This window comes from Thermostichus sp. MS-CIW-30 (assembly GCF_054058015.1).
Window position 1 is genome coordinate 17,496 of record NZ_JBSRZW010000002.1, and the last position, 26,782, is coordinate 44,277.

Here is a 26,782-nt window from a genome sequence, read left to right on the forward strand (position 1 = left end):
CTCTGGCCCGCTCCTATCCGTGCTTGAGGCAATCCAATCTGTCGTGTCAGGCATCATCAAAACCCAGAGAATTAACCAACACTCTTGGCAGACGGGCAGAAAGTCCACACAGCAACTCATAGGAAATAGTACCCAACTGATCGGCCCAATCCTGCACAGATAAACCCGCATTTGCCAGATTGGGGCCCAGCAGCTCCACCACATCCCCCACCTGGATATCCGGCCTCTCGGTTACATCCCACATACATTGATCCATCGTGATTGTGCCCACCTGTTGGATCAAGCCGCCGCGCACCCATCCTCGCAGCCAGCCGGAAAGCCGCCGTGGGATCCCATCCGCATAGCCGATGGCCAGAGTGGCAATGCGACTGGGGCGAGAGGTGATGTAGCGATGTCCATAGCTCACTCCGGTCTGGGCAGGCACAGTTTGGATGTGGGTCAGCCGCGCCTTGAGTCGCAGAATCGGCTGCAGACCCGGCAGTTGCAAGTGGGGGGCAGGCGACAAGCCATAGAGGGCCAGTCCCAGGCGCACACGGGAGTAGTGGAGATGGGCCAGAGCGGCGGCTGAGTTATCCAGATGCAGCGCCGGTAAGGGATCCCCGGCTTGGCGGATCTGTTCCACCACCTGGGCAAAGCGGGCGTGCTGCTGTTCCATGACTGGAGAATGGGGCTCGTCCGCCGTCGCCAAATGGGAAAACAAGCTACAGCCTTCCAGCTCCGGGATCCGACAAATCTGCCCCCACACGGCTGCAGCTTTCTTCCAGGGGATCCCCAAACGGGTCATACCCGTATCCACATTGACATGCACCGGGACGGGGCGCCCGGCCCAACGGGCTACCTGGCGCATCAGCGGGATTTGGTCTGTGCAGGTGAGGCTGACCTCCAGCCGGGCTGCCATGGCCTGCTGTAGCTCCGCCCAAGTATTCAAAGCTCCCAACACCAGAACCGGAGCCTGCAGCCCCGTTTGCCGCAACTCGATCCCTTCGGCCAGGGTGGCCACACATAGCCCCTTGGCCCCAGCCGCAACAGCCACGGGAGCCACCAACTGCGCCCCATGCCCGTAGGCATTGGCCTTCACCACCGCCCAGATCTCGACGTTTGAGCCTAGGCGCCTCTGCAACAGCCGCAGGTTTTCTCGCAGCTGGGCTGCGTCAATTTCCACCCAAGCCCGACTGGTCAACAGCTCCAGGTCGATGGCCCAATCCAGCTCCGCCAAGGAATTGGCCTTCTGGGATCCCTCTCTCCAAGTATTGCCCTGCACTCCCAGAGCAGCTGCTCTCAAAGTGCCCTGCGCCGCCGGCGCGACCGGTTCTCGATTCACCGTTCACCCCCCACACCCAAAACCCGTCCTGATTAGATTTAGGTTTAGCGCAAAGTCCACTCCGGCGCCATCCACAGCAACGGCACGTCTGGGATCCCAACAGCCTCGTTGCTCTCCAACAGCCGGCCCAGCCAAGCGGCTTGCCTTTGCGAGGACAGTCCTTGGCTTAACAGGCGTCGCAGTACTCGTTGGAAGCCCTCTCCCTCACCCGCCGGCGACAAAGAGGGATCCCCGGTCATGCGCCGCAGATCCTCCACCGCCTCCGTGTACCCCCCCAAAGCATCCACCAAGCCCACCTCCACAGCTTGCGCCCCGGTGAAGATGCGTCCATCGGCCAATTGTCGCACCCGGTCTTCATCCAAGCTCTGCCGTCGCGCGATCATCTCTGCTTCCAGCACCTCATCTGCCTTTTCTGGCAAGTGCTGGCGTCCTTGGGCCACATCGCGAATGAACTGCTCGAGGGTATCCTCCACCAAGTTTTGCAGAAGGCGCTGCTCTTGAGGAGTGGCACTGCGGAAAGGAGAGAGAAGGTCTTTGTACTCGCCGGTTTTGAAGGTCTGCGGCTCTATGCCGTAGTTCTCCAGCAACTTACCAAAGCTGAGGCCGCTGATGATAACCCCTATGCTGCCGGTCAGGGTGCCAGGGTTGGCATAGATTTTGTCGGCAGCGCTGGCCACGTAGTACCCCCCACTGGCAGCAATGTTTTCTAGGATAGCGATCACCGGCTTGCCTGCTCCGTGTAGAGCGGTTACGGCACGGTAGAGTTCCTGGCTGGATCCCACAGCTCCGCCGGGACTGTTGATGCGCAGCAATACAGCCTTGACAGAGGGATCCCGTGCTGCCTCCCGCAACTGTTCCACAGGAGAAGTGGGCAGGCCTACCAAAGTCGAACCCCCTGGGCCGCCTATCGTTCCTTCCAGGGTGACCACCTCGATGCGCTCCGCCCCCCGTGCAGCCTCTAGGCCAACCCCGCCTCGGGTAGGCTCTGGGGCAGGGCGCGTGCCCCCGACAATGGCCGCAATAAGGCAGACGACCAGCAAAGAAGCCGCCAAAATGCGGTTAAGCTGAGTTTCTTGTGTCACAGGCCCCTCAATTGCCACTGACTCCGTTCTACCACCCCGTGGGCTTCTCGCAACGTCTGACACCAAAAGGCTGAGAACCAAGCAAACTCCTCATCTCGGTTGAGCCATCCAAGCTATTGACAAGGATCCTCCACTTATTTACGATCAGGTTCCAGCGTTTTTTACCGCTGAGGCATCTTCTGCAGGTTGCCAGTGTAAGCTGGAGTAGAGGGTAGGATCCTTGAGCGGGATTCTGGCTCGAAGCCAAGTGATTGGGGCTTTAGCTCAGTTGGTAGAGCACTTCAATGGCATTGAAGGGGTCAGCGGTTCAAGTCCGCTAAGCTCCATCCCCAGAGGGCCGATAGCAGTCGTGGCTTCTATTACCATCTATTTCTACTGCTTGCACTAGCGGGCCGGAGGCCTTAGCAGGAAGCAAGCGGTTGTTTGTTTCACCTTGACGGTGAGATAAGTGACTATGCGTTGCGAAACGGTTCAGCAACATCTCCCCAAGCCCAGACAGTCCTATCCAGCAAGGCTTCTGGGCTTCTTAAGTGTCCACAAAGGCTCGGCAAAATCTACCCCCAACTCCTCTCCTGTAAGGCGGCCTTCCCTCACCTCCGGCTTCTCTCCCCCTGGGAGAGGGGAGTTAGGGATCGACGCAGCAAGCCGTTTCATTGCTGTTTGAAATAATGAAAGTATTCTGCTTGGGAGCAAACCTTAGGCAGCAAGGGATCCTCCGCTGTTTTCACCCTTTCCACGGAGAGGATCCTGACCTATCTCAGGGGCTTCCACCAGGCGATTTCCCAACTCACGCTTGCTCCTCTCCCTGACGGCGGATCAAGAAGCGGATTTCCTGAAGGAGAACCTCAAAGCGTTGATCCGATTCAGCCTGCCGCTGCCTCAATTCTCTCAGCTCCTGCCGCAATTCCCGCACTTCCTGCCGCAATTCCAGGACAACCTCAGCGAGACGCCCCGAAAGAGTCTGCAAGGCAAGCTGAGCATCGGTAACCTTGGCAACTGTATCAGCCACCTTGGTCACAGCTTCGGCCAACTGGACAAACCGCGTCTCAATTTCCTCATTGGTCATGGCCGGGTGTGTCTTGCTTGGCTAATGATTAGCTCATTCTACCCTGCACGGTATGGAGTGTCACTCTCTGAGAATGGGCCGCAATTTTGAGGAAAAACCGGCTGGCCAACGGGGGTTATCAACCCAGGGATCCCCCATTCGCGCAAGTCAGCTGGCCAGCGCTATGAGGGTGGTGTAAATCCCTTGGAGGGACGCAGTGGCCTGGCTCCAGAGGGTGTGGGTTAACGACCACCTATCCAGACCCATGGCCCCGCACAACAGCAGCAGATACAGGTTGGCAAACGTGAAGAGCGAGGCCGCCCGATCTCGGTCGCAGGGATCCTGCAGCAACTGCACCGCCTTCCAAACCAAGAGGGATCCCAGCAGCGCCGCGACGCTCAGATAAAAGGATCCCAGCATTCCCAATGGGTAAACCAGCAACAGGCTGACCGGAACCATCAGCAGCGCGTAGAGCAAAATCTGCGCGGCAGTGATCCTTTCGCCCGCGACCACCGGCAGCATCGGCACCCCCGCGCGAGCGTAGTCTTCCCGCTTCAGAATGGCCAAAGCCCAGAAGTGGGGTGGAGTCCACAAAAAGATGATGGCGAACATCACCCACGCGGCCCAGCTGAGCTCGCCTGTGGTTGCTGCCCAGCCCACCAAAGGCGGGATGGCTCCTGCCGCTCCACCGATGACGATGTTCTGCGTGCTGGAACGCTTCAGCCAGTGGGTATAGACCCCCACATACACCAGGATCCCCGACATGGCCAAACCGGCAGCCAGCAGGTTGGTGAAAATAGCCAACAACCCAAAGGCAGCCAAAGCCAGGATCCCCGAAAAAATCAGAGCATCCCGCGCCCGGATTCGACCGGAAGGCAGGGGACGATGGCGGGTTCTCTCCATCATCCGATCGATATCGGTGTCATACACCATGTTGATGACGTTGGCTGCCGCCGCCGCCATTCCTCCCCCCAAAAGGGTGATGAAAAACCTGAACGGGTCGGTGTTGCCTGCCATCCACATGGCCCCAGCCGTCGTCATCAGCAAGAGGGCGATGATCTTGGGCTTCACCAACTGGCTGTAGCTGCGCAAAACCTGGACAAGCGCCTGGCGCTCGCACCCCAGAGCACATGGGCTCTGCTCAGAGGGGATCCCCCCCATCGGGTTCTGGTAGGAAGCCTGACGGTCGACTAAAACGCTATCTTGCATGAAATTCACTCACCGGTCATTTCTGCGGTCATGGCCATCCACTGGCCTTCTTCCCCCTGGGTTCGCATTCGCCAGGCCAGCACCGTAAAACCCAGCAGACAGGCCAGCAAAGCTGCCCCCATCATCTGATGGGCCACCGTTAGGGGTTCTACCTGCAGCCGGTAATGATAGGTCAAAACACCGATCCCCACCTGGGCCAACAGCAGGCCAACAGACCCATGGCCCAAGAACTTGAGAAGGCGGGGGATCCGCTTGCGCCGCAGCCCGGTGGCCACCGCTACCGCCAACACCCCAAGGGTGGCCGGAGCAACCCCCAGCAAGTGGCTATTCATCACCCAGCACAGCTCGCCGGCAGCAAAGCATTGATGCAAAGCCCATTGGGAGGCCACCAAGGCGCCCAGAAGGCTCTGGACATACACCAGCAGCACCGCCCCCAAGCCCAGCCAAGGCAAGTAGCCGACGGAAAATGGCCCTTCACCCAGTCGCAGCGGCAGGATGGAGTCCTTAGAACCGGCTTTTGTCCAGATCAGTAATCCCAGGGTGAGCAAAGTGGCAAAAAACAGCAGGCCCGTGCCCAAGTGGGCCGTCACAATATCAAAGCGCAGCAGCTCCGTGACCGTCAGCCCACCCAGGATCCCTTGCGTCAAGACCAGAACAAAAGCCCAGCTCAAACCCCAGGGCAGCCAAGTGGGCAATGCCTGACGCTTCAGCCAAGCAAACCCCATTAGAACCAAGGTAGCCAAGCCTACCCCAGAAGCCACCATGCGGTGAAACCATTCCAAAAAGACTTGTAGGTTCATCTGCTGGCTGGGCACAATTGCCCCGTAGCAAAGGGGCCAATCTGGACAGGACAGCCCAGCATTCATGACGCGGGTGGCACTGCCTAACCCCATCAGCAGCCAAGTGGCCAATGCTAACCCCAGTAGGGCTTGTCCCATACGCAGGGAAAGCTTGTCTGAGAGCACAGGATTCCGCTGGGAAGAAGGTTGGGATTGATGAAAGATCGAAGAATCCATTGCAGTTGAAGGCATAGCAAAGACTGGGCTGACGGCTCGAGCATCTGCACTGAAAAAGAGGCTGGGCTAAAAAAGCCTAGCCGGCTTGGTATCGGGCCATCTGGAAACAAAGACGCAGGTTACTCGCTGACTATTCCTCGAAGCCAATCCTAAATGCGGTTTTGTGGCTGGCGAAGGCTTTTTAAGAATTTCTTTCTCGGCGCACAGGTGTTCCGAATCCTAGGCACCTCTGGGAAGTCAAGCCAGCAGACCAATCCTTTTCCCCCTGGGAGAGGGGTCGCGGCAGCGGCGCGAAGCGTTTGGGCGGCAACGGGAGTGTCTCAATCTCGTTTGGAATGACTACAATGCGTAAACTACCCGACTCCGACCGCTAAGCGGTACGGAGCGGGCTTTCAGTAGCCCTGAGCCTGCTCTGCTCTGCCAGAGAACAAAACAGGCCCGAACCTCTAGGCTGGTTTACGACAGCCCCCAAAAGCGCAATCACATTCGCACCATTCAAATCCGCATCTCCTTCCCATCCACAGTGCCTACACTTAAACTTCTTTCCACTGCGGTAGGATTGCGCAGGGTCGGGATGAATGTGCAAACACCGGTGGCAGGTCTGCGACGTGTAGGCAGGCGGTACCAGAATCAAGGCAACCCCTGCACGCAGAGCCTTGTACTCCAGAAAATGACGGAGTTGATAAAACGCCCAACCGTTGGCCCTGCGCCGTTCGGCTTTGCTCCGCGGCTGTTGATTGACCCTTTCCCGGATCCCTGTCAGGTCTTCCAGGGCGATAGCGCTGTTGGTAGCTTTTGCCCTGGAGACAATAACTTTGGAGATGCGATGATTGACCCACGTTTGAAAGCGTCTCTCCTTGCCAGACAGCCGTTGCAACAGTTGACGGCATCTGCGCCGCGAACTGCGTGTGCCCTTACTGGCTTTGCGTTGGAGTGCCGCCCTCAGCTTGGAGTAGTGGTCGCGGACTCGGTTCAACTGCTGCCCATTCCAATTGTCCCCCTCTGACGTATGGGCGATATCCGTCCTGCCCAAGTCCACCCCGATCACCCTGTCGGTATCTTGTTGCTTGGGCGGGTTTTTCTCTACGCAAATCTGGATGTAGTAGGAGCCGTCCTTCCGCTGGACTAGGGTGGCCGATTTGGGGTTAGAGCCAGCCAGCATTCCCCTCTGGTAGTTACCAATGGCTAGTTCAAAGCGTTCTCTCCCTTCCACCGTGGTCAGCGACACCGTCCAGTCTTTCTCGCGGAATGAAAAGATACGTGCGTCGTAGGTAACGAACCTACGCTTGAACTCTTTAACCGGACGGTTGCGCTGTCTCGCCACTTTGCGGGCGCCGGCCACCCGTCTGCAGACCTGCTGGGCCAAGTTACTGGACAAGCCGAATCGGGCGCGAATCTCGTAGTAGCAAAGGGACTGCAGTTTGACCGCATTGACGATCTTCTCCGGCGTGTTCTGGTTGACCCAGTTCAGTGCCTGCACAAAGGCATCCATCGTCGCGTCCAATTTAGCGGCTTGCGACGGGGACACCTTGAGCTTGCAGGATATGGTCAGGATTTGGCTCATAAGTTCATTGTACTTCATCAAAGCGCATTCCTCCCGGCACTGACCCTACGGGTACAGTGCGGGGCTCCTGCGATTTCTAGCTGAGCGCCAGAGGAAACCGATCAGCCAACTCCTCAACGACCAAAGAGGTTAGCTGCCAAAGTCCTTCCCACTGGCTCTGGTCGTGAAGATGAGGTAGCCGGGGGGTCATCAGCCCCAATAGGCTCAGGGGATAAGGGATCCTTATCATCGCCGCTGCAAGGGGCTATGGTGTTCAACCCAAGAAGATTGAAAAAAGGCTATCCCTGGGCAGAAGCTGGCCCGGAAATCGGTCTGCCAGGCCTGTAGCCACTAGCGAATGTACTGGGCCAAAGCCCGCGAAGAATATCCCACCCGCAACTTGCGCAGGGCATCCCGCTCGATCTGACGAATCCGTTCCCGCGTTAGGTTGAAGTGATCCCCCACCTCCCGCAGGGTTCTTGCCTGTTGCCCGTCTAACCCATAGCGCAACTCCAGCACTTGCCTCTCAATCGGCTTCAGGGTTTGCATGGCAGAACGCACATCCTGCTGCATCGATTGCACGAGGATCCCTTGAAAGGGCTGCTCTTGCCGCTCATCTTGCAGCAAATCTCCAAGGCGGCTTTCTCCTTCCTGGCCGACCGGCACATCCAGCGACAGGGGCAAAGCAGCAGCCTGCTGGATCATGCGCAGTTTCTTGACTTTAATGCCCAAGGCTTCTGCCAGCTCCGCTTCGGTGGGCCGCCTCCCCTGCAGCTTCATCAGCTCGCGGTTGGTGCGCTTGAGCAGGCGCACTTTGTCGACCATGTGTACCGGCAGGCGAATCGTCCGTGCTTGATTGGCAATGCAACGGGTAATGCCTTGGCGAATCCACCAATGAGCATAGGTGCTGAAGCGAAACCCCCGCTCCGCATTGAATTTTTCGGTGGCCCGGATCAACCCGATATTGCCCTCTTGGATCAGATCCAAAAAGGGCACCCCCCGATTGAGGTATTTCTTGGCAACGCTGACCACCAGGCGCAGGTTGGCGTTGATCAGCTTGCGCTGAGCCTGCTCCCCTTGTCGGATGCGGGAGCGTAGGGTGGATACGGAAATCTGCAGGGCCTCGGCCAAAGTCTCGTCACTGGGATCCTCCCCCCGCCGTTGCCGCCATTCCTGCCGGGCTTGATCGATGAGGAGCTTTTGCTGAATTTTGCGCGACAGCTCGATTTCCTCAGCGTGATCGATGCGGGGCACGCGACCGATGGTATTCAGGTAGTGATCGACAGCGTCCTCGTTCAACCGGGATCCGCCGGCCCCTGGCTCTGAGTCAACTTCTGCGAGGTCGTCTTGAGGGGCAGACTCGGGGTCGAACCAGAGATCGTCGAACTCCTGAGGCGAAGAGACAGAGTGTTCAGGATGAGGACGAGAAAAAACCACAGCCAGGTGAGGAGAGAACTTCATCTCCCAGTCTAAAAAGGTTTCTGCTGCTGCTGCGAGCGAAAATCGATCATGCCCCTCTTTTTTGTCCGGAGATTTTTCCGCTTGGATGCGGGAACAGCAGGGGTCCCGTCCGCCAAGTCTTTGCAGGCAAGGGGTCGCTCGCCAAAAAGCGGTAAGCGATTTTCGATCTAGACCTTGAGATAAGATTGTTCCTGAGCCAGTCAGCTCAACGGCTGCCGGGTGGGATCCCAGGAAAAGGGAACCTTGCCAGCTCAGGCTACCATGTGAGGATCCCTCAACTTCCTCAGTCTGGAAAAGAATATTTACGGCTTTCTGCTCCTATGGAGTCTAACGACCGGCACCATCCATCGGCCAACTTGATTGGGGAGCGGGTGCGCTGGGTACGGGAGAAGCTGCAACTCACCCAAGATCAACTGGCGGGTCGCTTGGCCAAGTACGGTGTGCAGTTGGACTACGTCAAAATTGGCCAGGTGGAAAAGGGAAAACGGCGCGTCATCGACAAGGAACTGGTGGCCTTTGCCAAGGCGTTGGGGGTATCGGTCACTTGGCTGCTGAGCGGAGATGAATCCCACCTGTAGCGGCCTGCGGGAAAGTACATCCGATACAGGGATCCCGAACAAAAGGACGTGAAGATACTTAAATACCTTGTACTCTCGGACGTGATCTCAGTCATTTTCCGTGTAAACACGGTAGGCTGGACTCATGAATAGATTGGCTTGAGGCCAAACCCCAGCTTTTCCTCAACCATCCGAGGGGGTAGGAGAGGCGGAGAGATACAGCGCCGCGCCGGAAGTACGGGTTTTTCCAAGAAGGATCTGGATCACAGGCTTCTTCACCTAAACTTGATATTGTTGACTTGGCGTTAAGCTCCCGCCGTTTATCTGTTTGTGTGAGGTTTGCCGATGCTCTCTTTCTTCTTCAATTCCAACAAGGCCAACAGCCGACAAACCGGAGGCCACCGTCTGCCTGCTGCCAGCAAAACCACAGGCACGCAACGGATCCCCAACTACAGCCGCCTGTCCGCTCCCCATGAAGTGCTCAAGCAGGAAAGGCAGATCAAGCGGGAGCAAGAGTTTACAGAAATGGAGCAAAACATCAATCGCATTCGCTACTTCTACCAAAAAGCAGACATGCCCCTGGAGATGCGGCAAATTCTGACCTACCGTAAGCTGATGGAGCTGGACTACTTTACCCCGCAGGCGGCAAAAGAGCTGCTCAAGCAATGGCAGCAGCAGGAAGAGCAAGAACGCCGTCGGGCTTGAGAAAAGGGCAATCGAACCTTGGCAAGTAGGCTTGTTGAGCCAAGAGTTCCCGGTCTACGGGTAAAGGCCGCGATCCTGTAGGGCTTGCGCCACTCGGCCTACCCCCAGGGTGTAGGCAGCCAGTCGCAGCGACACTTGCCGCCGTTCTGCCTCCTGCACCACCCGTTCAAAGGCACGTACCATCAGACCTTCCATCTCTTGATTGACCCGCTCCTCATCCCAGAAGATGTAAGAGAGTCCCTGCACCCACTCCAGATAGCTCACCACCACTCCACCGGCATTGGTTAGGATATCCGGCAATACCTGGATCCCTCGCGATTCCAAAATCCGGTCGGCGGCAAGGGTGGTTGGCCCGTTGGCAGCTTCTGCCACAATCCGGGCTTGAATTTGGTGGGCATTGGCTTCGGTAATTTGATTTTCCAGAGCGGCAGGGATCAACACATCCGCTTTTTGCACCAGCAGGTCGGCGTTGCTGATGGGCTCAGCCTGTGGAAAGCCCGCCATGCGGCCTCCCCGTTCCTTCATGTAAGCTTTGAGGGCGGGGATATCCAGTCCTTTGGGGTTATAAAGGCCCCCAGAACTGCCGGAAACCGCCACAATCTTAGCTCCCGCCTCATGCAGCAAGCTGGCCGCTGCCCCGCCCACATTGCCAAAACCTTGGATTAACACCGTTGCCCCTGCCAGGGATCCACCGCGTCGGGCCAAGGCTTCCCGTACCGTGATCATCACCCCCCGTCCGGTGGCCAGTTCTCGCCCTCGGGATCCCCCAATCGAGAGAGGTTTGCCCGTCACCACTCCCGGCACCGCATGCCCGACATTCATAGAATAGGTATCCATCACCCAGGCCATCTCACGGGCGGAAGTTCCCATGTCTGGAGCGGGGATATCCTCTGCAGGGCCGATATCCTTGATCAGCTCGCTGGTGTAACGGCGGGTAATGCGCTCCAGCTCCGAGACCGAATAACGCCTCGGATCGATAGGGATCCCCCCTTTGGCCCCACCGTAGGGAATGCCCATAAGGGCGCATTTCCAGGTCGTAAACTACCCGACACCAACCGCTAGGCGGTACGGAGCGGGCTTTTAGTAGCCCTGCAGTTAGCAAGCCAACCACGAGCCTCTGGGGTGGTTTACAGCACCCCCAATCGACCGTTACCAGTGCCTTAAACAACCGTTTCTGGTGTCCGCAGTATTATTATAGCATTCCTCCCGACACCGACCCTACGGGTACAGTGTGGGGCTCCTGCAATTTCTAGCTGAGGATCGCCACCCAGCCGGGATCCAGTTTCAGCTCGCCAGCTGCCCAATCTAGGTAGCTGCAGGCCTGGGCAAGGGGACAGATATGGGCGGGAGAGGGAGGGGCAGAAGAGGCCAGCGCAGGACTTGCAGCCATGGCGAAGAGAAGCAAGGGCTGTTTCCACACTATACCGCCGGGAACCGGAGAGGAACGTTCCGTAGCAAGCGTTACAAATAGTTGAGGATCTGCAGCAGAACAAAACAGAGGCCGGCACTGGCCAGGGGCACGGTCAGGTTATCCAACCCCCACCAAGAGAACACCTCCAACCCCATGGTTATCCCCCCCACCAAGAGGCTGATGGCCAGCAAAGGGGGGGAGAAGCCAAAGTACCCCAGCAGCAGAGCTGCAATCACCAAGCTGCTCACCGCCCACATGGTCAGGGATCCCTCCCAGCTTTTTTGAATGGATCCCAGTTGGTAGGGGTGTTTGCCCCAAGTTTTGCCCACCAACCCTGCCAAGGCGTCGGCCCACGTCATCACCAATATGCCGATCACCGCGAAGACCTGTCGCTGGGGACGCCAAAACCAAAACAGCAGCAGGCCAATGCTGACGGCGTAGAAACAGGTGCCAAAGCTGCGGCGACCGACTCCATTCAAGCTGGGCAAGATGGCCACCCGGTAGGAGAGCAGCGCCAAGCCGGCAAACACCAGAGAGAATCCCACCCCTAGCCAGCGAGGCACTTGCAAAGCCCAAGCCAACAAAATGATATTGCCCACACCAATGTGAATGGCCTTGCGCACCCATTCCCCGTCCACCTGCCGGGAGCGCAGCCATTCCGCAAAAGCAAATACGGCGGCCAGCCAGAGAGCATAGCAAGCAAGCTGCTGGGCCAGGCCCATGAAACGGCCTCAGAGGGTTTTCAAGTAGCTGAGCAAATCCGCCATCTCCTGGGGATCCGGCTGGAACTGGGGCATGGGAGGCGTTTTGCCACCGGTCACCTGCTGAATAATAAACCGATCCGAGCGGCGGCTGCTCACCCCCCGCAGACTGGGCCCCACTCGCCCATCCGCTTCTTCTCCGTGGCAGGCTGCACAGTTGAGGGCAAACAAGGATGCACCATGGCTAACCTGCCCCTGTAAGCTGAGGACGGCTTCCGTGTAGGGATCCAGACGAGCCTCAGCACTTAGCCAAGCCCAGGTCAATATCGCCAGCCCTAGGCCGAGGAGGGCAAGACCCAGCCGAGTTTTCTGAGACCAGACACTTGTAAAGAACTGCTGCAAGGATTTGAGGAAGGGTTGTAAACGTCGTTGGGATGGAGGTTGAAGTCGCTTTTGCTCAAACTCAACCCAACTGCCAGTTGACGACTGGCTGCTGCAGGATTGAGGAGTGTCTGAGAGGGAGGGAGGCACAGACAACGCTGAGAGAAACCGTTTCAATCTTTTACATTTCAACCAACACGATAACTCAGGAGCCTTTCCCTGCCAATAATCTGTAAAGGTATTTACTTTTTCTTAATGGTTGGCTGGGCCACGTGAGACTTTGATCCCTCTGAGGGGGAACGGTTGGGAAAGAGCCGCCCCATCACCTCCGCTTGGGCCCAGGGATCCCGGTTGAGGCTGTGGATGGCATTGGCCCATGGAAAGTGCGCCTGCAGGCGGCGGTAGAGAGATAAATTACCATAAATGACGACGGCTGCCACCCGCTCCCGATGCTGTTGCAGCCAATCCAGCACATAGTTGGGCAAGGGATTCCCAAGGAAACCTTGGAAAATCAACCCTGGGGCGTTGTCTAGAGCGGCTTCCAACCAAGGCAGGGGGGTAAGGGCATCGCTGAGCACAGGAAGCATGCCCAGGGCAGCCGGAACATGGAGGGCGGGAGACTGCAACTGCACATCGGCAGCACCCAAGGGGGGATCCTGCCAGATCCAGTTCAACCATCCGGGCTCTGCGGGCGGGCTGAGGGGCCGGCCTCCTTCCACGCCACCGCGGGCCATAGCCGCTTGACAGGGGGCGATATCCTTCTCGGCCAAGAGGGATCCTAGCTGTGCGGCTCTGTGCAGAGCAGAGGTCAGGTGGGAGCGCCTGTTGAACAACTTTCCCAACGCCGTTCGCGTCCGCGGAACGGAGTCCTTGTCCTTGGAGATGGGATCCCCCAACAGCAAAGGCTTCAGTTGCTCGGCTGGAGAGCCACGGTTGAGGGCTGGATCTGTGGGATCCTTGGCTCCCATCCATCCGCCAACGGTGCTGAAATCCGTTTCCGCCAAGGCCGGCCACACCTGTTTGAGGAGAGCTGAGGCGGCAGGTAGGAGTCGCTGTTTGGCCCGCAGCACCCGCGTCACCGACTGGGCAAGCTGGTCTGTGCTGAGGGATCCCTGTTGCACCGCTTCCAAAACGGCTGCCAAGGATGCCGTTGGATCGGGGGGGGCCAGAATCAGATCGGCACCGGCCTGGAAAGCCCGCACGGCCAATGAGTTGGGCCCGTTAGCATTGGCCAGCTCTGCCAAGCAGCCTTGATCGAGGCTATCCACGACGATAAGCCCACCAAACCCCCATTCCTGGCGCAGCAGTTGGGTCAGCCGCCCCGGCAGCAGGGTGATAGGCCAGCGCTCATCCCACTCCGGCAGCACCACGTGGGAAACCAAGATCGCCCCCACCTGCTCCACCAAACCTCGAAAAGGCAGCCAAGGTCCCTCTTGGAGCTGGGCTAGGGTCAGGGTTAATCGGGGGCACCAGGGGGTGTCTGTTGTCTTTGGGGATGGCTTCAGTCCGGCCTGAACCGGATCCCTCCAGCCTTTGCCCGGAAAAGAGCTGGCTGTGGTTAGGATCCCGCCTGTGCTGCCCGGGGTGGCTTGCTCACATCCGCGCACAAAAGCTCGCGCCAGTTGCAAAGCAGACAGGGGATCCTCCGCCAGCGCCCCTTCCCCCAGCGGCTCTGCCACCGGGCTGAGCAACCAATTGATGCCGATGGCCGCCGCCTCCCGCGCCGTGATCCGCCCCCACTGCTCGGCCCAGCGCTCGGCTTCCGCCCCCAGGCGGCTCAACCCTAGAGGATGGGGGAAAGGGGTCGCCCCCTGCAGGGCCAGCCCCCGCCCGACCTCGGCTGCCACCAAAAGGGGCAGAGCCGCCCAAGACTGGGCCTCCTCGATCAGCAGCAGGGCCTCGGCCACGTGGCCATCCGTGAGCCAGATGCCCCCGATCCCCACCTCCTGGATAAGCCGTTTGAGGATCTCTCGGGGAGGAGACTGGGATCCCAGACGGGCCGAGACCGGCACCACCAACAGTTGCGCCACCTGCCGAGCTAGGGATAAGGGTCGATCCAGTTCCTCAAGCGGAGATCCGGAAACACTCATAGGCACAGCCGAAAGTTCGTCAGCAAGGGGAACTGCTCCCTTTGCAGAAAACGCAGATCATGATAACCACTCCTGCCGGTTGCGGCTCGCAGCGGGCTGTTGAGGGCTAACGAGAAAGCCGACAACGGTCACAGGTGCCACAGGGCAGGCCGGGCTGCTCCCCAGGGTAGCCAAAATAGGGCAAGATCGCCTGCCACCGACAGCCGCGGGCGTGGATGAGGGCTTCCATCCCTTGCCAGGGATCCTCTCGTCTTAAAGGCTGCCAACGGCGGTGCAACACCTGAAAGTGAAAGGGATCCGGCCACCGCAAACAGCCCATCTCCTGCAGCAGACCCAAGGCCACCCGTGCCTCTCCAGGCGGCAGGTCGGCGTAGGATCCCTGCTGAGGCAAGGTTTGCAGCAGGTGGCGTGCTCGGGCCTGAAGGCGCTCCTGCTGGGAATAGAAATAGGCTTGGCGCCGGCGATCGCTGGGATCCAGCAGGCCCGTCGGCTCCGAGACCAGCATCAGGGCCCGGCAAGGGCCACCATCCCGACCGCCTCGTCCCACCTCTTGCAAATAATCCATCAAGGTGGGCGGGGGATGAAAGTGCAGCACCCAACGCACGTCCGGCTTGTTGATCCCCATGCCAAAGGCGTTGGTGCAGACCAGAAAGCGCAGTTCCCCCTGCAGCCAGGATCGTTCTAGCCGGCGGCGGGATCGCGCTTCCAGCCCCCCGTGATAGGTGGCGGTTTTCAAGTTCTGTCGGCCCAGCCACTCGGCCAGCTCTTCCCCATCCCGTCGGGTGCGCACATAGACCAGACCCGACCCGGGATTCTCGCCCAGGAATCGCAGCAGACGACGACGGCGATCCGCCGGGCTCCAGGCTATCGCGACATTGAGGGAGATATTGGCCCGCAGGGGATCGGCGCGAATGTGCTCCGGATCCCGCAGCCCCAGGATTTGGCTGAGGCGGCTGCAGGTTTGGGGGTCAGCCGTGGCGGTAAAAGCGGCGATGGGAAAAGAGGGCTTCACCGGGGCCAGAGCCGGGCGCAGCAATCCCAGACGGCGGTAGTCGGGCCGGAAGGATCCCCCCCAATGCACCAACGTATGGGCCTCATCCACGATCAGGCCGTTGATGTGCACCTGAGGCTGTTGCAGCCGTTGCCAAACGGGGGGGCTGAATAGGGTCTCCGGCCCCAGATAGAGCAGGCGCAGTCGGTTTTCCTCAAGGGCCTTCAACACCCGCTTGCGCAGGGCTGGATCCAGTTCGCTGTGGAGACAGGCTGCCGGCAGCTTGCGTTTCCAGAGATCCTGAACTTGGTCTTCCATCAGGGCGATCAGGGGCGAGACCACCAGCGTCACCCCTGTTTGCAGCAGGGCTACTAGCTGAAAGCACAGGGATTTGCCAAACCCCGTCGGCAACACCACCAGCGCGTCGCGCTTGTCCAGCAGAGCGCGGATCACCTGATCCTGGGGTGGGCGCAGCCTCTCGTAACCCCAGTGTTGCTTGAGGGCGCGCTGAATCTGCTGCCAATCTTGCAAACGGCAACCCCCTTTTCAACAATTTCCTTCAGCAATCTACAGCGATTTCGGGAGAAGCTGTCTTATAGGCTATTTCAAATCCCGCTGAACCTGCTAGCTCCCCTCTCCCAAGGGGTGAGGGCGCAGAGGATCGGCCCCACCGGCTTGCCTGTAGGGGATCCCTGTCACACCTATCCCCGTGTCCAGGGGGCTGGGATCAGGATCCCCGGCAGAGAAGGGATTCTCACCTGCTGCATGGGTGAAGGTGTCGATGGCGGCGGGCTTGTGCGATCCTAGAGCTGGGACTTCCCGCCTGCTTCGATACTTTTCCCATGACTGCCCTCGACTCCTCGCGCCTGCTCCAGCCCAGAACGGCCTCTGTTCACCGTCGCACTGGAGAAACGGATGTCCAAATTCATCTGAACCTGGATGGCAGCGGGCGCCATGAGATCGATACTGGGATCCCCTTTTTGGATCACATGCTGGCCCAGCTCAGCACCCACGGGTTGATCGATTTGCAGATCAAGGCCATAGGGGATCTGCACATCGACGATCACCACACCAACGAAGATGTGGGCATCACGCTGGGACAGGCTCTGGCGCAGGCTTTGCAGGATCGGCGGGGCATTCATCGCTTCGGCCATTTTTGGGCGCCTTTGGATGAAGCCCTGGTGCAGGTGGTGCTGGATTTTTCGGGTCGCCCTCACCTCAGCTATGGCCTGGAGCTGCCCACAGAGCGCATTGGCCGCTACGAAACCCAGTTGGTGCGGGAGTTTTATCAGGCGGTGGTCAACCACGCCCAGCTTACCTTGCACATTCGCCAAGCTGCCGGTCTCAACGCCCACCACATTGTCGAGGCCAGTTTTAAGGCGTTTGCCCGTGCCCTGCGCATGGCTGTAGAACGGGATCCCCGCCGACAAGAAGGGATCCCCAGTTCGAAGGGAGTACTCTAGGCATGAACTGGCCACGGAGACTGTTGGCCTTGGCTCTGGGATTGGGGACAGTTTTCTTCGGTCTGGGCCAGATGGGGGGTGCAGAGCGCTTGGGGGTGTTTCTGCCGCCTTTGTTTGATTGAGTTCTCCTTGCCCGTGGAGGATCTGGCCCAGTTTGCTCACAATGGCACGGTGAGCCGGCAGTTGGATTTTTATCTGCGGCGGCTTACGCCAGAGCAGCAGGCAGCTTTGGCAGATTTGCTCACACGCGATTTTGATCCCAGCACCTCTGCGCACCACTTTGATTCGAGACCTGAGGCCAGAACAGATCCAACTGGCCTTGTCCGCAGCAGAGGTGCGGAACACTTTCCCGTGAGAAGTGTCTTGAGCTGAGGAGCTGAGAAGAGGGCTGGCTGCTATCTTTTCGGATTATTCCCTTTGGTTTTGCTGAATCTCTGCCCATGCTGCTGTTGCTGACCAATCTGAGCGCCGTTTTGCTGTTTTTGCTCTGCCCTTAGTGGATGCTGAGTGGATGCTGAGGCGGGAGTTCGGCGGAGCAGGGGTGCTGGCGGGAACCTTTGGCCTCATCGACCCGCAGCAGTTGGGAATCCCGGAGACTTTGGCGGTGGGTTGGATCCCAGGGTTGAGCTGGGCCTGGGTGCTGTTGGCGCTGTTGTCATGTCTGGCTCTGGGGATCAAGGAGCGGCAAGTGCGGGCCCGCTGGCTGTACAGCTTGGGAGTGGTCGGTCTGGTTCTATTTGGGCTGGGCTTGCTCTGGTTTTATGGGGCAGTGGGGGCGGTGAATGGGGCGGCCCTGGCGGAGGGGATCCCGCCGGCTCGGTTGCCGTTGCGGCGGTTCAGCCCTTCTTTGGCTGGCTATGCCAGCTTTGCCTATGCCCTGCTGCTGTTGCTGCTGGGGCGGCTGCAGTTGCCGGGAGGAAAAGCTTTTTTGGTGCGGCAGCGGCAGATCATCGTACCCCTGAGTGCCTTGGGGGCGGCGGTGGCAGCAGGGGCGGTGGTGGTGGGGTTGCTGCGGCCCGGCCTGGGCTCCTCGCCCGATTCGCCTTTTTTTGTAAAGCTGAGCACCAAACTGGACTTGATCACCTACACCTTTTCATTGCTGCAGGCGGCCTGTTGCCCGGCTATTTCACGGATCCCTTGCAGGCAGCCCAGGTGGAAATGGACTGCGATGAACGCTCAACTTGAGTACCTCTGAGCGGAGATCTCGTTTGCGCTGGCGCTGCGGAGCAATATGGCAACTCTGTTTTGGGCTTTGATCCCGGCTACCCTGCGCTCCACTACCCCTCTGTTGCTCACGGCCTTGGGGGGCATGTACTCCGAACGCAGCGGCGTGGTCAATATTGCCCTGGAGGGGATCATCTTGTTTGGGGCTTTGGCGGCGGCGGTAACCACCCAACGCCTGGAAGCTTCCCTTCTGGCCCAGACTCCAGCAGCTCAGGTGGGTTGGATCCCTTGGGTGGGTTTGTTGGCCGGCGCCTTAGGGGGGGTGGCCATTGCCTTTGTGCATGCGCTGATGTGCATCCGCTACAGAGCCGATCAAATTGTCAGCGGCACTGCCATCAACCTGTTGGCCATGAGCGTGCCTTCGCTGGTGCTGCAATCGTTCTACGGCAACACCACCAACTCTCAAGAAATTGTCAATCGGCTGCCGCTGTGGCATGGGTTTAGCCCCTTGGTGTATCTGGCCTTTCTGTTGGTGCCAATCTCCTGGTGGTTGCTGTTCAAAACACCCTGGGGCTTGCGGCTGCGAGCGGTGGGAGAGCATCCTCAGGCTGCTGCCACCATGGGGGTGGATGTCCTGGGTATGCGCTACGCGGCGGTGCTGCTCTCCGGCCTGTTGGGGGGCCTGGCGGGGGCCTACCTTTCCATTGGCTTTTTGAACCAGTTTGTCCGCAACATGTCAGCAGGAAAGGGCCTTATCGCCTTGGCAGCGATGATCTTTGGCAAGTGGCACCCCTTCGGGATCCTGGGCGCGACGCTGTTGTTTGGGGCCACCGACGCCCTGGCCATTCAACTGCAAGGGGGAGATGTGATGCCACCCGTGTTGATCCAGGCGTTGCCCTTTGTGTTGACGATGGGGGTTCTATCGGGAATGCAGGGCCGCGCCCGCCGCACTCGTCCGCCGGCTGCCTTGGGCAAAATCTACAGCAACTGAGAAAGAGCCCAGAATTAAGATCCAAGTTGCGGGCTTGGGCAGCAGTTAGTCAGGTGATCGGGGTCGATTGCACATCCCTGGTGGGTGCGCTAGTTCTGGACGCGATTCTCAGTGTGGGCCTGTTGGCTCCCGCCTTGGCAGCCCAGATGGGGCAAAGTCTAGCCGGTAGGGATCCCCATTTGGGTTTATTCTGGACTTAGCCATCTTTCCAGAGTTGCACCTCAGCTTATGCGGGATCCAGAGTCGAAAACGGTTTCACCCCATCGGGATTCTGGCGGTGGCCAACCCTGGAGGCTCTTGTTCCAAGCAGTCGGTAAATCAATCTATGTTAGGGGGGGATGAAAACCATGGACATTGATCTCCGTCCGCTGATCGTTCTGTCGCCCATTGTTTTGGTGGTTGCCTGGGCTGCCTACAACATCATCAAGGCTGCCATCAAGGGAGAAGCCAAGCTCTTCGGAGAGAGGGGCAACAACCCCTTCGGCAGAGGCGGGAGCTGAACGTGCGGATCCGGTCACAGCTGGCAGGCTCAGTATGCTAGGCGAAGCAACCCAGGCAGCGGTAACGCCCTCCGAGGGGACAAGCCCAAAATCCGCTGATGTGATTGTTATTGGGGCCGGAGTGGCCGGCTTGGTGTGTGCAAGGCAACTGCTGCGGGCAGGGCTCCAGGTTCTGGTGCTGGAAAAATCGGCAGGCTTGGGCGGGCGCATGGCCACCCGTCGAGTTGAACATGCTGGGCAAACGGTGCCGGTGGATCATGGGGCTCAATACCTGACTGCCGATTCGGATGGCTTTTATCGCTGGGTGAAGGAGCTGCTGGGCCTGGGGCTGCTGGCGGAATGGACGCGCTCGCTGCATGTGCTGGATCGAGAAGGGCTGCGCCCAGAGGATCCCAACGACGAGAAACCACGCTACGCTTGCCCCCAGGGCATGACAATGCTGGCCAAACACTTGGCTGCCCCGCTGTCGGTACACACCCAAACTCGTGTGGTCAGTCTCAAACCTTTGGCAACAAGCTGGCAATTGAGGGCGGAGAACGGCCAATGCTACGAGGCTGCTGCCCTGGTGGCGACAATTCCGGCCCCCCAGTTGCTGCCCCTGCTCCGGGAAGGGATCCCTTCGGCTGAAAACCTGTTGCCTCTGCTGGAATCCGCCCAGTATCAACCCTGCCTTGCGGTTTTGGCGGGCTACTCTGAGCATACGCCGCCTTGGAAGGGGATCAAGTGCTTGGAGGATCCGATGTTGGCCTGGCTGGGACTGGACAGCAGCAAGCGCCTGCAGCCGCTCCCGCCTGTGGTGGTCTTGCATGGGGGGGCGGAGTGGTCATCTCTGTACTTGGAGGCCGGCCCCTCTGAGCTGGAAAAGGCCGGTCGAGAATTGCTGGCCCACGCAGCCCAACGGCTGGATCCCTGGCTGGCTTCGCCACAATGGATGCAGGTGCACCGTTGGCGCTACGCTTTGCCTTTGGAAACCACGGGATTGGCCAGCTTAAGCACCCGTGTGCCGGTTTCCGCTGCTGAGGGATTGCCTTTGGTTTGTGCCGGCGATTGGTGCGCCGGAGGGCGCGTAGAGGGGGCTTGGCTCTCAGGACACAATGCCGCCAAAACCTTGCTCGAAATGCTTTCTGGGAAATGAGGGTATGCACAGGCCGACCCGGTCGGCAGGGCAAGTGCCTGACCTGGCGCAGGACAGAGATGACGGCAAGACCACTGGGAGGGTAGGCTGAGGGCCGCTGAGAATTTCCACCCTCTGGGCCGGGGAGTGTGTCAAGCTAAAGGGTGGATCCCCCGGCAGATGCTCTCCTCTCCACTCATGTCCAGAATCTGTACAATCTACCGCCGTGCGCAATTTGCCGCCAGCCATCGGTACTGGTTGCCCGAACTCTCAGAAGCCGAGAACTTAGCCCGCTTTGGCCCCAATGCCCGTTTTCCCGGCCACGGCCACAACTACGTGCTGGAGGTGGGCATGAGTGGTGAGGTGGATGACTATGGGATGGTGCTCAACCTCTCGGAGGTGAAGCAGGTGATCCGGCAGCGGGTGATTCAAGATCTCAACTTTGCTTATCTAAATCAAGCTTGGCCGGAGTTTGCCCAAACCTTGCCCACTACCGAGTTTATCGCTTACGTGATTTGGCAACGCCTGGCCGATGCCTTGCCCCTAACCAGCGTCCGTCTGTACGAAGATCCTGAGCTTTGGGCCGAATACCGAGGAGAAGCCATGCAAGCCTACTTGACTGTTGCCACCCATTTCAGCGCCGCCCACCGCTTGGCTCTGGATCACCTGAGTTTTGAAGAAAACAGCGCCATCTACGGCCTCTGTGCCCGTCCCCACGGCCACGGCCACAACTACGGCCTGGAGATCACCGTCAAGGGATCCATCGACCCGCGCACGGGGATGATCGTGGACTTGGCGGCCCTGCAGCGGCTGATCGAGGAGCAGGTGGTGAAGCCGCTGGATCACACCTTTTTGAACAAAGACATTCCCTACTTTGCCCAGGTGGTGCCTACTGCCGAAAACATCGCCCTCTACATCCAGCGGCTGCTGACTCTGCCCCTGCGGGAGCTGGGGGTGCAGTTGCATCGGGTTCGCCTGCAGGAGAGTCCCAACAACAGCAGCGAGGTCTATGGGGAGTTTCCGCTGGAAGAGCTGCTCAACTCCTCAGAAGGACAAGATGTGGCTTCTTCCGCTTCTGGCAGCCGTATTGCCATGCAGGGCTGATGCGGCCATCATGTTGGATCTGGTTAAGCTGAGCGGGCAAATTCCTGCGTTCACCCGGCACCTGCAACAGGAGTCGAAAGCCAGCCAAGAACGCCTCCGCCAAGCCTGGCAAGTTTTCGAGCGCTGGCAGCAGGAGCCGCAGGTTTGGCAGTCCCGCTGGGTGGAGTGGGGATCCCATCTGTCGTTTGTTTGCGCCAGCCCTGCCGAGCTGCCGGAAGCTTGGGGATCCCTGCCCAAGGTCGAGCCTCTGCAGGGGCGACACACGGTGGTGGCCACGGATGGATCCCAGATTTTGCCCAGTCACCACGAGATTGCCTACTGCTCGCTGATCAATGTTGGGCGCGTGGTTCTCCACTACGGCACCCAGGAGTGGCCGCTCCTGGACAGCCAGCCCCTGCTGCTGTATGGAGATGAATCCTTTGCCCGGCACTCAGACTCCTCTTCCCCGGAGCGGAGGGCAGAAGGGTTGCCGAGCGCCCCCCTTAACCGGCGAGACTCTCGCCCACGGCGCACCCCAGGTGAACGCAATCCTACCAGCGGCACGGAGTCCTCGTTGGGGCTGGAAGAGATACTGGCCTTACGACGCTCCCAAGCGGAACTGGAGGAGCTGGCTCGTTTGGCCCTGTCGGTGCCCCGTCGCCGCACCACGCTGGCGCTCCTGGATGGATCCCTAATCCCTTGGGGACTGGAGCCTCTGCCCCAGTCGGCCCGGCGCCCCTGGTTGGATCCCATTCTGGCGACCTTGGAGCAGTTGCGGGCGGCCCGCATTCCTCTCGTGGGCTACATCAGCGCCTCCCGCAGCAGCGAAACCCTCAACTACCTGCGCTTGGGGCTGTGCCCGTACCTGGGCTGTGACTGCTACCGCTACTGTCCCGGCGAGAAGTCTCCTCCCTGCCATCCCTTCGCCCCCCTGGCAGACCGCGTCTTTTGGGGATCCCTGCTGCAGCCGGGAGAGCGCAGCCCCCTTTGGCGCAGCGGCGCCAGCGTGTTGGACGCCTTCGGGGAACACCACGTCCACTGTTGTTACCTCAATGTTGGCGAGGGATCCCTGGGCCAAGCCGAAATTGCTCGCCTGGAGTTTCCCGCTTGGGTGGTCCAGGATGCGGAGTTGCTGCAGCGGGCTCTGGCAGGGGTGCTGAGCCAAGTGCACAAGGGCTTTGGCTACCCCATCGCCTTGGCGGAAGCCCATCATTTGGCGGTGGTGAGAAGCGGGGATCGGCAGCGGTTTTTTGCCTTGATCGAGCAGGAGCTGCTCCGGGCCGGCCTGCGCCACGTGGCCGTCTCCCGCAAGGAAGCCCAGAAGCGGAGTGGCATTGCCTGAACCGACGCCGGGGATCCCTGGCACCCAAGAGAAGGCTGTAGCCTATTGAGGGGATCCCCATTCAACGGCTAGGGTTGCCAAGGTGTCCCAATCCTGTCTCTGTTGCCGACATGACCGACATGATGATCCGAGCCCCTCTGCGCAGCCTCATCTCCCCCCTCACCCACGACCCCCTTTGGTACAAAGATGCAATCATCTACGAGCTGCCGGCACGGGCCTTTTTCGACAGCGACGGCGATGGCGTGGGCGACTTCCAGGGCCTGACCGAAAAGCTGGACTACTTGCAAGAACTGGGGATTACAGCCGTCTGGCTGCTGCCGTTTTTCCCCTCGCCTTTAAAAGATGACGGCTACGACGTTTCTGACTTTACCAGTGTTCACCCTGACTTGGGCACCCTAGAAGACTTCAAGATCTTTCTGGAGGCTGCCCATAAGCGGGGGATCCGCGTCATCATTGAGCTCATCCTCAACCACACTTCGGATCAGCACCCCTGGTTTCAGCGGGCCAGACGAGCTGCCCCCGGCACCCCCGAGCGGGACTTTTACGTTTGGAGCGATACCCCCGAAAAGTACAAAGAGGCCCGCATTATCTTTCAAGACTTTGAAGCCTCCAACTGGACCTGGGATTCAGCGGCCAAGGCCTACTACTGGCACCGCTTTTACTCCCACCAGCCAGATCTCAACTACGACAACCCCGCCGTACAAAAAGCCATGTTCGAGGTGGTGGACTTTTGGCTGAGCTTGGGGGTAGATGGCATGCGGCTGGACGCGGTGCCTTATCTCTACGAGCGGGAGGGCACCACCTGCGAGAGCCTACCGGAGACCCATGCCTTTCTCAAGGTTCTGCGCCGACACATTGACCAAAGGTATCCTGGCCGCATGCTGCTGGCGGAGGCCAACCAGTGGCCAGAAGATGCTGTGGCCTACTTCGGCGATGGGGACGAGTGCCACATGGAGTTCCACTTTCCCCTCATGCCACGGCTGTTTATGGCCATCCAGATGGAGGATCGCTTCCCCATCATTGACATCCTGCAACAAACCCCTCCCATTCCTGAAACCTGCCAGTGGGCCCTCTTCCTGCGCAACCACGACGAGCTCACCCTGGAGATGGTCACTGACGAGGAGCGGGACTACATGTACCAGGTGTACGCCAAGGATCCCAACGCGCGGGTGAACCTGGGGATCCGCCGCCGCTTGGCCCCCCTGCTGGGCAACAGCCGCCGCCGCATCGAGCTGATGAACAGCCTGCTGTTTTCTCTGCCCGGCACGCCGGTCATCTACTACGGGGACGAGATCGGCATGGGGGACAACATCTACCTGGGGGATCGCAACAGCGTGCGCACCCCCATGCAGTGGAGCGCCGACCGCAACGCCGGCTTTTCGCGGACCAACCCTCAGAAGCTCTACCTGCCCATCGTCATCGACGCCGAGTACCACTACGAAGCTGTCAATGTGGAGGCGCAGCGAAACAACCCCCATTCCCTGTGGTGGACCATGAAGCGGCTCATCGCCGTGCGCAAGCGATTCCAAGCTTTTGGCCGCGGCTCCTTTGAGCTGCTCCACCCGGAAAATCGCAAGGTGCTTGCCTTTATGCGGGCCTTTGGCGATGAGCGCATCTTGGTGGTGGCCAACCTCTCCCGCTACGCCCAGTGGGTGGGGCTGGATCTATCGCCGTGGGAAGGATTGATCCCGGTGGAGATCTTTGGCCACACCGAGTTTCCCCCTATTGGGCGACTGCCCTATTTCCTAACGCTAGGCCCCCATTCCTTTTACTGGTTTTCCCTTGAGCCCAAAACGGAGACCATCCACCTCAGCCCCAGCAAAGCGGAGGAGCAGGAACGCCTGGTCCCTCTGGTTGTTCAAAGTGGTAGTCCTCTGGTTGTTCAAAGTGGTAGTTGGGACAGTCTCTTGCAAGGGGAAAGCCAAAAGCAGCTGGAGGCAGTCTTGGTGGACTACCTCTACCGCTGTCGTTGGTTTGGCTCCCAAAACCGCCAGCTCCAGGCGATCCATATCCTGCAGGCTATCCCCTGCCGCCGAGAAGAGGAGTCCTTGCTGGGCAGCCAGATCTTGCTTCTCCAGGCCGAGTTTATCGAGGGCGATACGCAGCTCTACTCTCTCCCTGTGGGCTATGCCACCCAAGAAGCAGCCGTACACCTGCGCCTAGAGATGCCCCAGGCGGTCATCCTCCCTGTGCAAGTGGCCGGAGGGCCGGCGGGAGTAATTTTCAACGCTCTGGCTGACAAAAGCTTCTTGCTGCGGCTGCTGCAGCTAATTGCCCAGCAGGGCCGCCTGCGTCACCGTCAGGGAGAGCTCTGGGCCACTAGCTTTGCTGCCCTTGAGCATGACCTGGAACCCCGCCTCCTCAAGGCGGAGCAGAGCTACACCTCCGTTGTCTATGGCAACCACTACCTCCTCAAGCTCTACCACCGGGTGGCCGAGGGGGTAAACCCAGAGCTGGAGATAGGCCGCTACCTGCTGGAGCACCATCCCCAGGTGCGCGTGCCACGGCTGCTGGGATCCCTGGAGTATCGCCGTCGTCGCGGGGCCCGTGGGTTTGATCCCGCCGATCAGCCCATTACCCTGGCCATTTTGCAGGAGTACATCCCCAACGAGGGAGATGCCTGGCACTACACCCTGGACAGCCTGGGGCAATTTTTTGAGGCGGTGCTGGTTCACTACCCAGAGGTGGATCCCGTGCCCGTGCCGCAGGGATCCTTCTTGGAGCTTTCCCAACAGCCCTTGCCGGAGCTGGCCTACGCCACCATCGGCAGCTACCTAGAATCGGTGCGGATCTTGGCCAAGCGCACCGCCGAGCTGCACATCGCCCTGGCTGCCGCTCGCGTCAGCGGGACGGAGTCCTTTACGGAGAACAAAGACTTTGCCCCAGAGCCTTTCTCCAGCCTGTACCAGCGCTCCGTTTACCAGTCCATGCGCAACTTGGTGGGGCAGGTGTTTCCGCTGCTGTTCGCGTCAGCGGGACGGAGTCCTTATAAGCAGCTCCCCAAGCTGCCGGAAGCAGAGGCCAACTTGGCTCGGGCTGTTTGCGACCAAGAAGGGGAAATCATGAGCCGCTTCCGCCTGATCCTGGAGCGGAAGATCACTGCCCTGCGTACCCGCTGCCACGGGGATTATCACCTGGGCCAGGTGCTGTTTACCGGCAAAGACTTTGTCATCATCGACTTTGAAGGGGAGCCGGCCCGCTCTTTGGGCGAACGGCGTCTCAAGCGTTGCCCCTTACGGGATGTGGCGGGGATGTTGCGATCCTTCCACTATGCTGTCCACACAGCTTTGCGCCAGCAACTGGAGAGCGGCTTGGTCTGCGCCGACCACTGCCCCGACATGATGCGGTGGGCCCAGTTTTGGCACCGCTGGGTCTGCGCGGGCTTTTTGGCCGAATATCTGCAGGTGGCTTCCCAAGCGGCTTTTTTGCCCCGCAGCCTGCAAGAGATAGAGGTGTTGTTGGACGCCTATCTGCTGGAAAAAGCCATTTACGAGCTGGGCTATGAGTTGAACCACCGCCCCGAGTGGGTGGAGATTCCCCTGCGCGGGATCCTGCAGTTGCTGGGCATTTCCACCAAGGTTTAGGGGATCCTGTCGGCAGGCCATTTGGGGT

22 protein-coding genes, 1 tRNA gene and 2 pseudogenes are annotated in these 26,782 nt (G+C 59.5%); 12 read left to right on the top strand and 13 right to left on the bottom strand.

Going from position 1 to position 26,782, the window contains the following annotated elements:
* Window positions 1-46: 46 nt before the first annotated feature.
* On the bottom strand, window positions 47-1,321 hold the full coding sequence (alr, locus tag ACVWXW_RS01035) for an alanine racemase (RefSeq protein WP_457402283.1): 1,275 nt from the start codon (window positions 1,319-1,321) through the stop codon (window positions 47-49).
* 44 nt (window positions 1,322-1,365) lie between these two features.
* Complete coding sequence (gene sppA / locus ACVWXW_RS01040; protein ID WP_457395024.1) at window positions 1,366-2,403, bottom strand: signal peptide peptidase SppA; 1,038 nt, start codon at window positions 2,401-2,403, stop codon at window positions 1,366-1,368.
* Window positions 2,404-2,656: 253 nt separating this feature from the next.
* On the opposite strand from sppA, the gene ACVWXW_RS01045 reads away from it, so the two are divergent.
* Window positions 2,657-2,729, top strand: a tRNA-Ala gene (locus tag ACVWXW_RS01045).
* A 461-nt stretch (window positions 2,730-3,190) separates the two neighbouring features.
* On the opposite strand, the gene ACVWXW_RS01050 is transcribed toward ACVWXW_RS01045, so the two are convergent.
* The 5 genes from ACVWXW_RS01050 to ACVWXW_RS01070 all read right to left on the bottom strand — a co-directional run bounded on the left by ACVWXW_RS01050 (window position 3,191) and on the right by ACVWXW_RS01070 (window position 8,677).
* Entirely contained in the window at window positions 3,191-3,469 is a 279-nt protein-coding gene (locus ACVWXW_RS01050; RefSeq protein WP_457402286.1) for a hypothetical protein, read from the bottom strand.
* A gap of 147 nt (window positions 3,470-3,616) precedes the next feature.
* Window positions 3,617-4,609 (bottom strand): heme o synthase, encoded by a 993-nt coding sequence (locus ACVWXW_RS01055; protein ID WP_457402455.1) that lies wholly within the window; start codon window positions 4,607-4,609, stop codon window positions 3,617-3,619.
* 53 nt (window positions 4,610-4,662) lie between these two features.
* Entirely contained in the window at window positions 4,663-5,595 is a 933-nt protein-coding gene (locus ACVWXW_RS01060) for a COX15/CtaA family protein (protein ID WP_457402288.1), read from the bottom strand.
* A gap of 448 nt (window positions 5,596-6,043) precedes the next feature.
* Complete coding sequence (locus tag ACVWXW_RS01065; RefSeq protein WP_457402289.1) at window positions 6,044-7,237, bottom strand: RNA-guided endonuclease InsQ/TnpB family protein; 1,194 nt, start codon at window positions 7,235-7,237, stop codon at window positions 6,044-6,046.
* 330 nt (window positions 7,238-7,567) lie between these two features.
* A complete protein-coding gene (locus tag ACVWXW_RS01070) occupies window positions 7,568-8,677 on the bottom strand; it encodes an RpoD/SigA family RNA polymerase sigma factor (protein WP_457402291.1) in 1,110 nt (369 codons plus the stop codon).
* A 320-nt stretch (window positions 8,678-8,997) separates the two neighbouring features.
* On the opposite strand from ACVWXW_RS01070, the gene ACVWXW_RS01075 reads away from it, so the two are divergent.
* Together ACVWXW_RS01075 and ACVWXW_RS01080 are read left to right on the top strand one after the other, a co-directional pair.
* Window positions 8,998-9,255, top strand: a complete 258-nt coding sequence (locus ACVWXW_RS01075; protein ID WP_041436246.1) for a helix-turn-helix domain-containing protein — start codon at window positions 8,998-9,000, stop codon at window positions 9,253-9,255.
* A 324-nt stretch (window positions 9,256-9,579) separates the two neighbouring features.
* Window positions 9,580-9,939, top strand: coding sequence for a hypothetical protein (locus ACVWXW_RS01080; RefSeq protein WP_414351532.1), 360 nt, complete (start codon window positions 9,580-9,582; stop codon window positions 9,937-9,939).
* Window positions 9,940-9,993: 54 nt separating this feature from the next.
* Here ACVWXW_RS01080 and ACVWXW_RS01085 read toward each other — a convergent pair.
* From ACVWXW_RS01085 to ACVWXW_RS01110, 6 genes and pseudogenes are all read right to left on the bottom strand, one after another.
* Window positions 9,994-10,977: pseudogene (locus tag ACVWXW_RS01085) on the bottom strand (Glu/Leu/Phe/Val family dehydrogenase); the annotation flags it as partial.
* Window positions 10,978-11,191: 214 nt separating this feature from the next.
* Window positions 11,192-11,329: pseudogene (locus tag ACVWXW_RS01090) on the bottom strand (glutamate dehydrogenase); the annotation flags it as partial.
* A 71-nt stretch (window positions 11,330-11,400) separates the two neighbouring features.
* Window positions 11,401-12,072: a diacylglycerol/polyprenol kinase family protein gene (locus tag ACVWXW_RS01095; protein WP_011432309.1), complete on the bottom strand. Its 672-nt coding sequence runs from the start codon at window positions 12,070-12,072 to the stop codon at window positions 11,401-11,403.
* A gap of 9 nt (window positions 12,073-12,081) precedes the next feature.
* Entirely contained in the window at window positions 12,082-12,411 is a 330-nt protein-coding gene (locus ACVWXW_RS01100) for a c-type cytochrome (RefSeq protein WP_049749615.1), read from the bottom strand.
* A 263-nt stretch (window positions 12,412-12,674) separates the two neighbouring features.
* The gene (locus ACVWXW_RS01105) at window positions 12,675-14,522 is read right to left on the bottom strand and encodes a glycoside hydrolase family 3 N-terminal domain-containing protein (protein ID WP_457402293.1); all 1,848 of its coding nucleotides are present in this window, start codon (window positions 14,520-14,522) and stop codon (window positions 12,675-12,677) included.
* A gap of 106 nt (window positions 14,523-14,628) precedes the next feature.
* Window positions 14,629-16,044, bottom strand: a complete 1,416-nt coding sequence (locus ACVWXW_RS01110; protein WP_457402294.1) for a RecQ family ATP-dependent DNA helicase — start codon at window positions 16,042-16,044, stop codon at window positions 14,629-14,631.
* 311 nt (window positions 16,045-16,355) lie between these two features.
* Between ACVWXW_RS01110 and hisB the strand changes: the two genes are divergently transcribed.
* From hisB to treS, 9 genes are all read left to right on the top strand, one after another.
* A complete protein-coding gene (hisB, locus tag ACVWXW_RS01115; RefSeq protein ID WP_011432314.1) occupies window positions 16,356-16,976 on the top strand; it encodes an imidazoleglycerol-phosphate dehydratase HisB in 621 nt (206 codons plus the stop codon).
* A gap of 135 nt (window positions 16,977-17,111) precedes the next feature.
* Window positions 17,112-17,348, top strand: coding sequence for an alpha/beta hydrolase (locus tag ACVWXW_RS01120; protein WP_457402457.1), 237 nt, complete (start codon window positions 17,112-17,114; stop codon window positions 17,346-17,348).
* Window positions 17,349-17,487: 139 nt separating this feature from the next.
* Window positions 17,488-18,171: a hypothetical protein gene (locus ACVWXW_RS01125; protein ID WP_457402296.1), complete on the top strand. Its 684-nt coding sequence runs from the start codon at window positions 17,488-17,490 to the stop codon at window positions 18,169-18,171.
* A gap of 36 nt (window positions 18,172-18,207) precedes the next feature.
* Window positions 18,208-19,131, top strand: coding sequence for an ABC transporter permease (locus ACVWXW_RS01130; protein ID WP_414330799.1), 924 nt, complete (start codon window positions 18,208-18,210; stop codon window positions 19,129-19,131).
* 347 nt (window positions 19,132-19,478) lie between these two features.
* Window positions 19,479-19,631: a photosystem II protein Y gene (locus ACVWXW_RS01135; RefSeq protein WP_414330801.1), complete on the top strand. Its 153-nt coding sequence runs from the start codon at window positions 19,479-19,481 to the stop codon at window positions 19,629-19,631.
* A 34-nt stretch (window positions 19,632-19,665) separates the two neighbouring features.
* Complete coding sequence (locus ACVWXW_RS01140; RefSeq protein ID WP_457402298.1) at window positions 19,666-20,766, top strand: NAD(P)/FAD-dependent oxidoreductase; 1,101 nt, start codon at window positions 19,666-19,668, stop codon at window positions 20,764-20,766.
* 177 nt (window positions 20,767-20,943) lie between these two features.
* Window positions 20,944-21,849 carry a 6-carboxytetrahydropterin synthase gene (locus ACVWXW_RS01145; protein WP_011432318.1) on the top strand — a complete coding sequence of 302 codons (906 nt, stop codon included), beginning with the start codon at window positions 20,944-20,946 and terminating at the stop codon, window positions 21,847-21,849.
* A 10-nt stretch (window positions 21,850-21,859) separates the two neighbouring features.
* The gene (locus ACVWXW_RS01150; protein WP_457402300.1) at window positions 21,860-23,170 is read left to right on the top strand and encodes a DNA double-strand break repair nuclease NurA; all 1,311 of its coding nucleotides are present in this window, start codon (window positions 21,860-21,862) and stop codon (window positions 23,168-23,170) included.
* 122 nt (window positions 23,171-23,292) lie between these two features.
* Entirely contained in the window at window positions 23,293-26,754 is a 3,462-nt protein-coding gene (gene treS / locus ACVWXW_RS01155) for a maltose alpha-D-glucosyltransferase (RefSeq protein WP_457402459.1), read from the top strand.
* Window positions 26,755-26,782 lie beyond the last annotated feature (28 nt).

Bases quoted from the DNA above. Each gene is read 5' to 3' on its own strand.
- ACVWXW_RS01050 (WP_457402286.1), bottom strand. From the start codon at position 3,469: ATGACCAATGAGGAAATTGAGACGCGGTTTGTCCAGTTGGCCGAAGCT.
- ACVWXW_RS01055 (WP_457402455.1), bottom strand. From the start codon at position 4,609: ATGGGGGGGATCCCCTCTGAGCAGAGCCCATGTGCTCTGGGGTGCGAG.
- ACVWXW_RS01060 (WP_457402288.1), bottom strand. From the start codon at position 5,595: ATGGGACAAGCCCTACTGGGGTTAGCATTGGCCACTTGGCTGCTGATG.
- ACVWXW_RS01065 (WP_457402289.1), bottom strand. From the start codon at position 7,237: ATGAGCCAAATCCTGACCATATCCTGCAAGCTCAAGGTGTCCCCGTCG.
- ACVWXW_RS01070 (WP_457402291.1), bottom strand. From the start codon at position 8,677: ATGAAGTTCTCTCCTCACCTGGCTGTGGTTTTTTCTCGTCCTCATCCT.
- ACVWXW_RS01075 (WP_041436246.1), top strand. From the start codon at position 8,998: ATGGAGTCTAACGACCGGCACCATCCATCGGCCAACTTGATTGGGGAG.
- ACVWXW_RS01080 (WP_414351532.1), top strand. From the start codon at position 9,580: ATGCTCTCTTTCTTCTTCAATTCCAACAAGGCCAACAGCCGACAAACC.
- ACVWXW_RS01095 (WP_011432309.1), bottom strand. From the start codon at position 12,072: ATGGGCCTGGCCCAGCAGCTTGCTTGCTATGCTCTCTGGCTGGCCGCC.
- ACVWXW_RS01105 (WP_457402293.1), bottom strand. From the start codon at position 14,522: ATGAGTGTTTCCGGATCTCCGCTTGAGGAACTGGATCGACCCTTATCC.
- hisB (WP_011432314.1), top strand. From the start codon at position 16,356: ATGACTGCCCTCGACTCCTCGCGCCTGCTCCAGCCCAGAACGGCCTCT.
- ACVWXW_RS01125 (WP_457402296.1), top strand. From the start codon at position 17,488: ATGCTGAGGCGGGAGTTCGGCGGAGCAGGGGTGCTGGCGGGAACCTTT.
- ACVWXW_RS01130 (WP_414330799.1), top strand. From the start codon at position 18,208: ATGGCAACTCTGTTTTGGGCTTTGATCCCGGCTACCCTGCGCTCCACT.
- ACVWXW_RS01135 (WP_414330801.1), top strand. From the start codon at position 19,479: ATGGACATTGATCTCCGTCCGCTGATCGTTCTGTCGCCCATTGTTTTG.
- ACVWXW_RS01140 (WP_457402298.1), top strand. From the start codon at position 19,666: ATGCTAGGCGAAGCAACCCAGGCAGCGGTAACGCCCTCCGAGGGGACA.
- ACVWXW_RS01145 (WP_011432318.1), top strand. From the start codon at position 20,944: ATGTCCAGAATCTGTACAATCTACCGCCGTGCGCAATTTGCCGCCAGC.
- ACVWXW_RS01150 (WP_457402300.1), top strand. From the start codon at position 21,860: ATGTTGGATCTGGTTAAGCTGAGCGGGCAAATTCCTGCGTTCACCCGG.
- treS (WP_457402459.1), top strand. From the start codon at position 23,293: ATGATCCGAGCCCCTCTGCGCAGCCTCATCTCCCCCCTCACCCACGAC.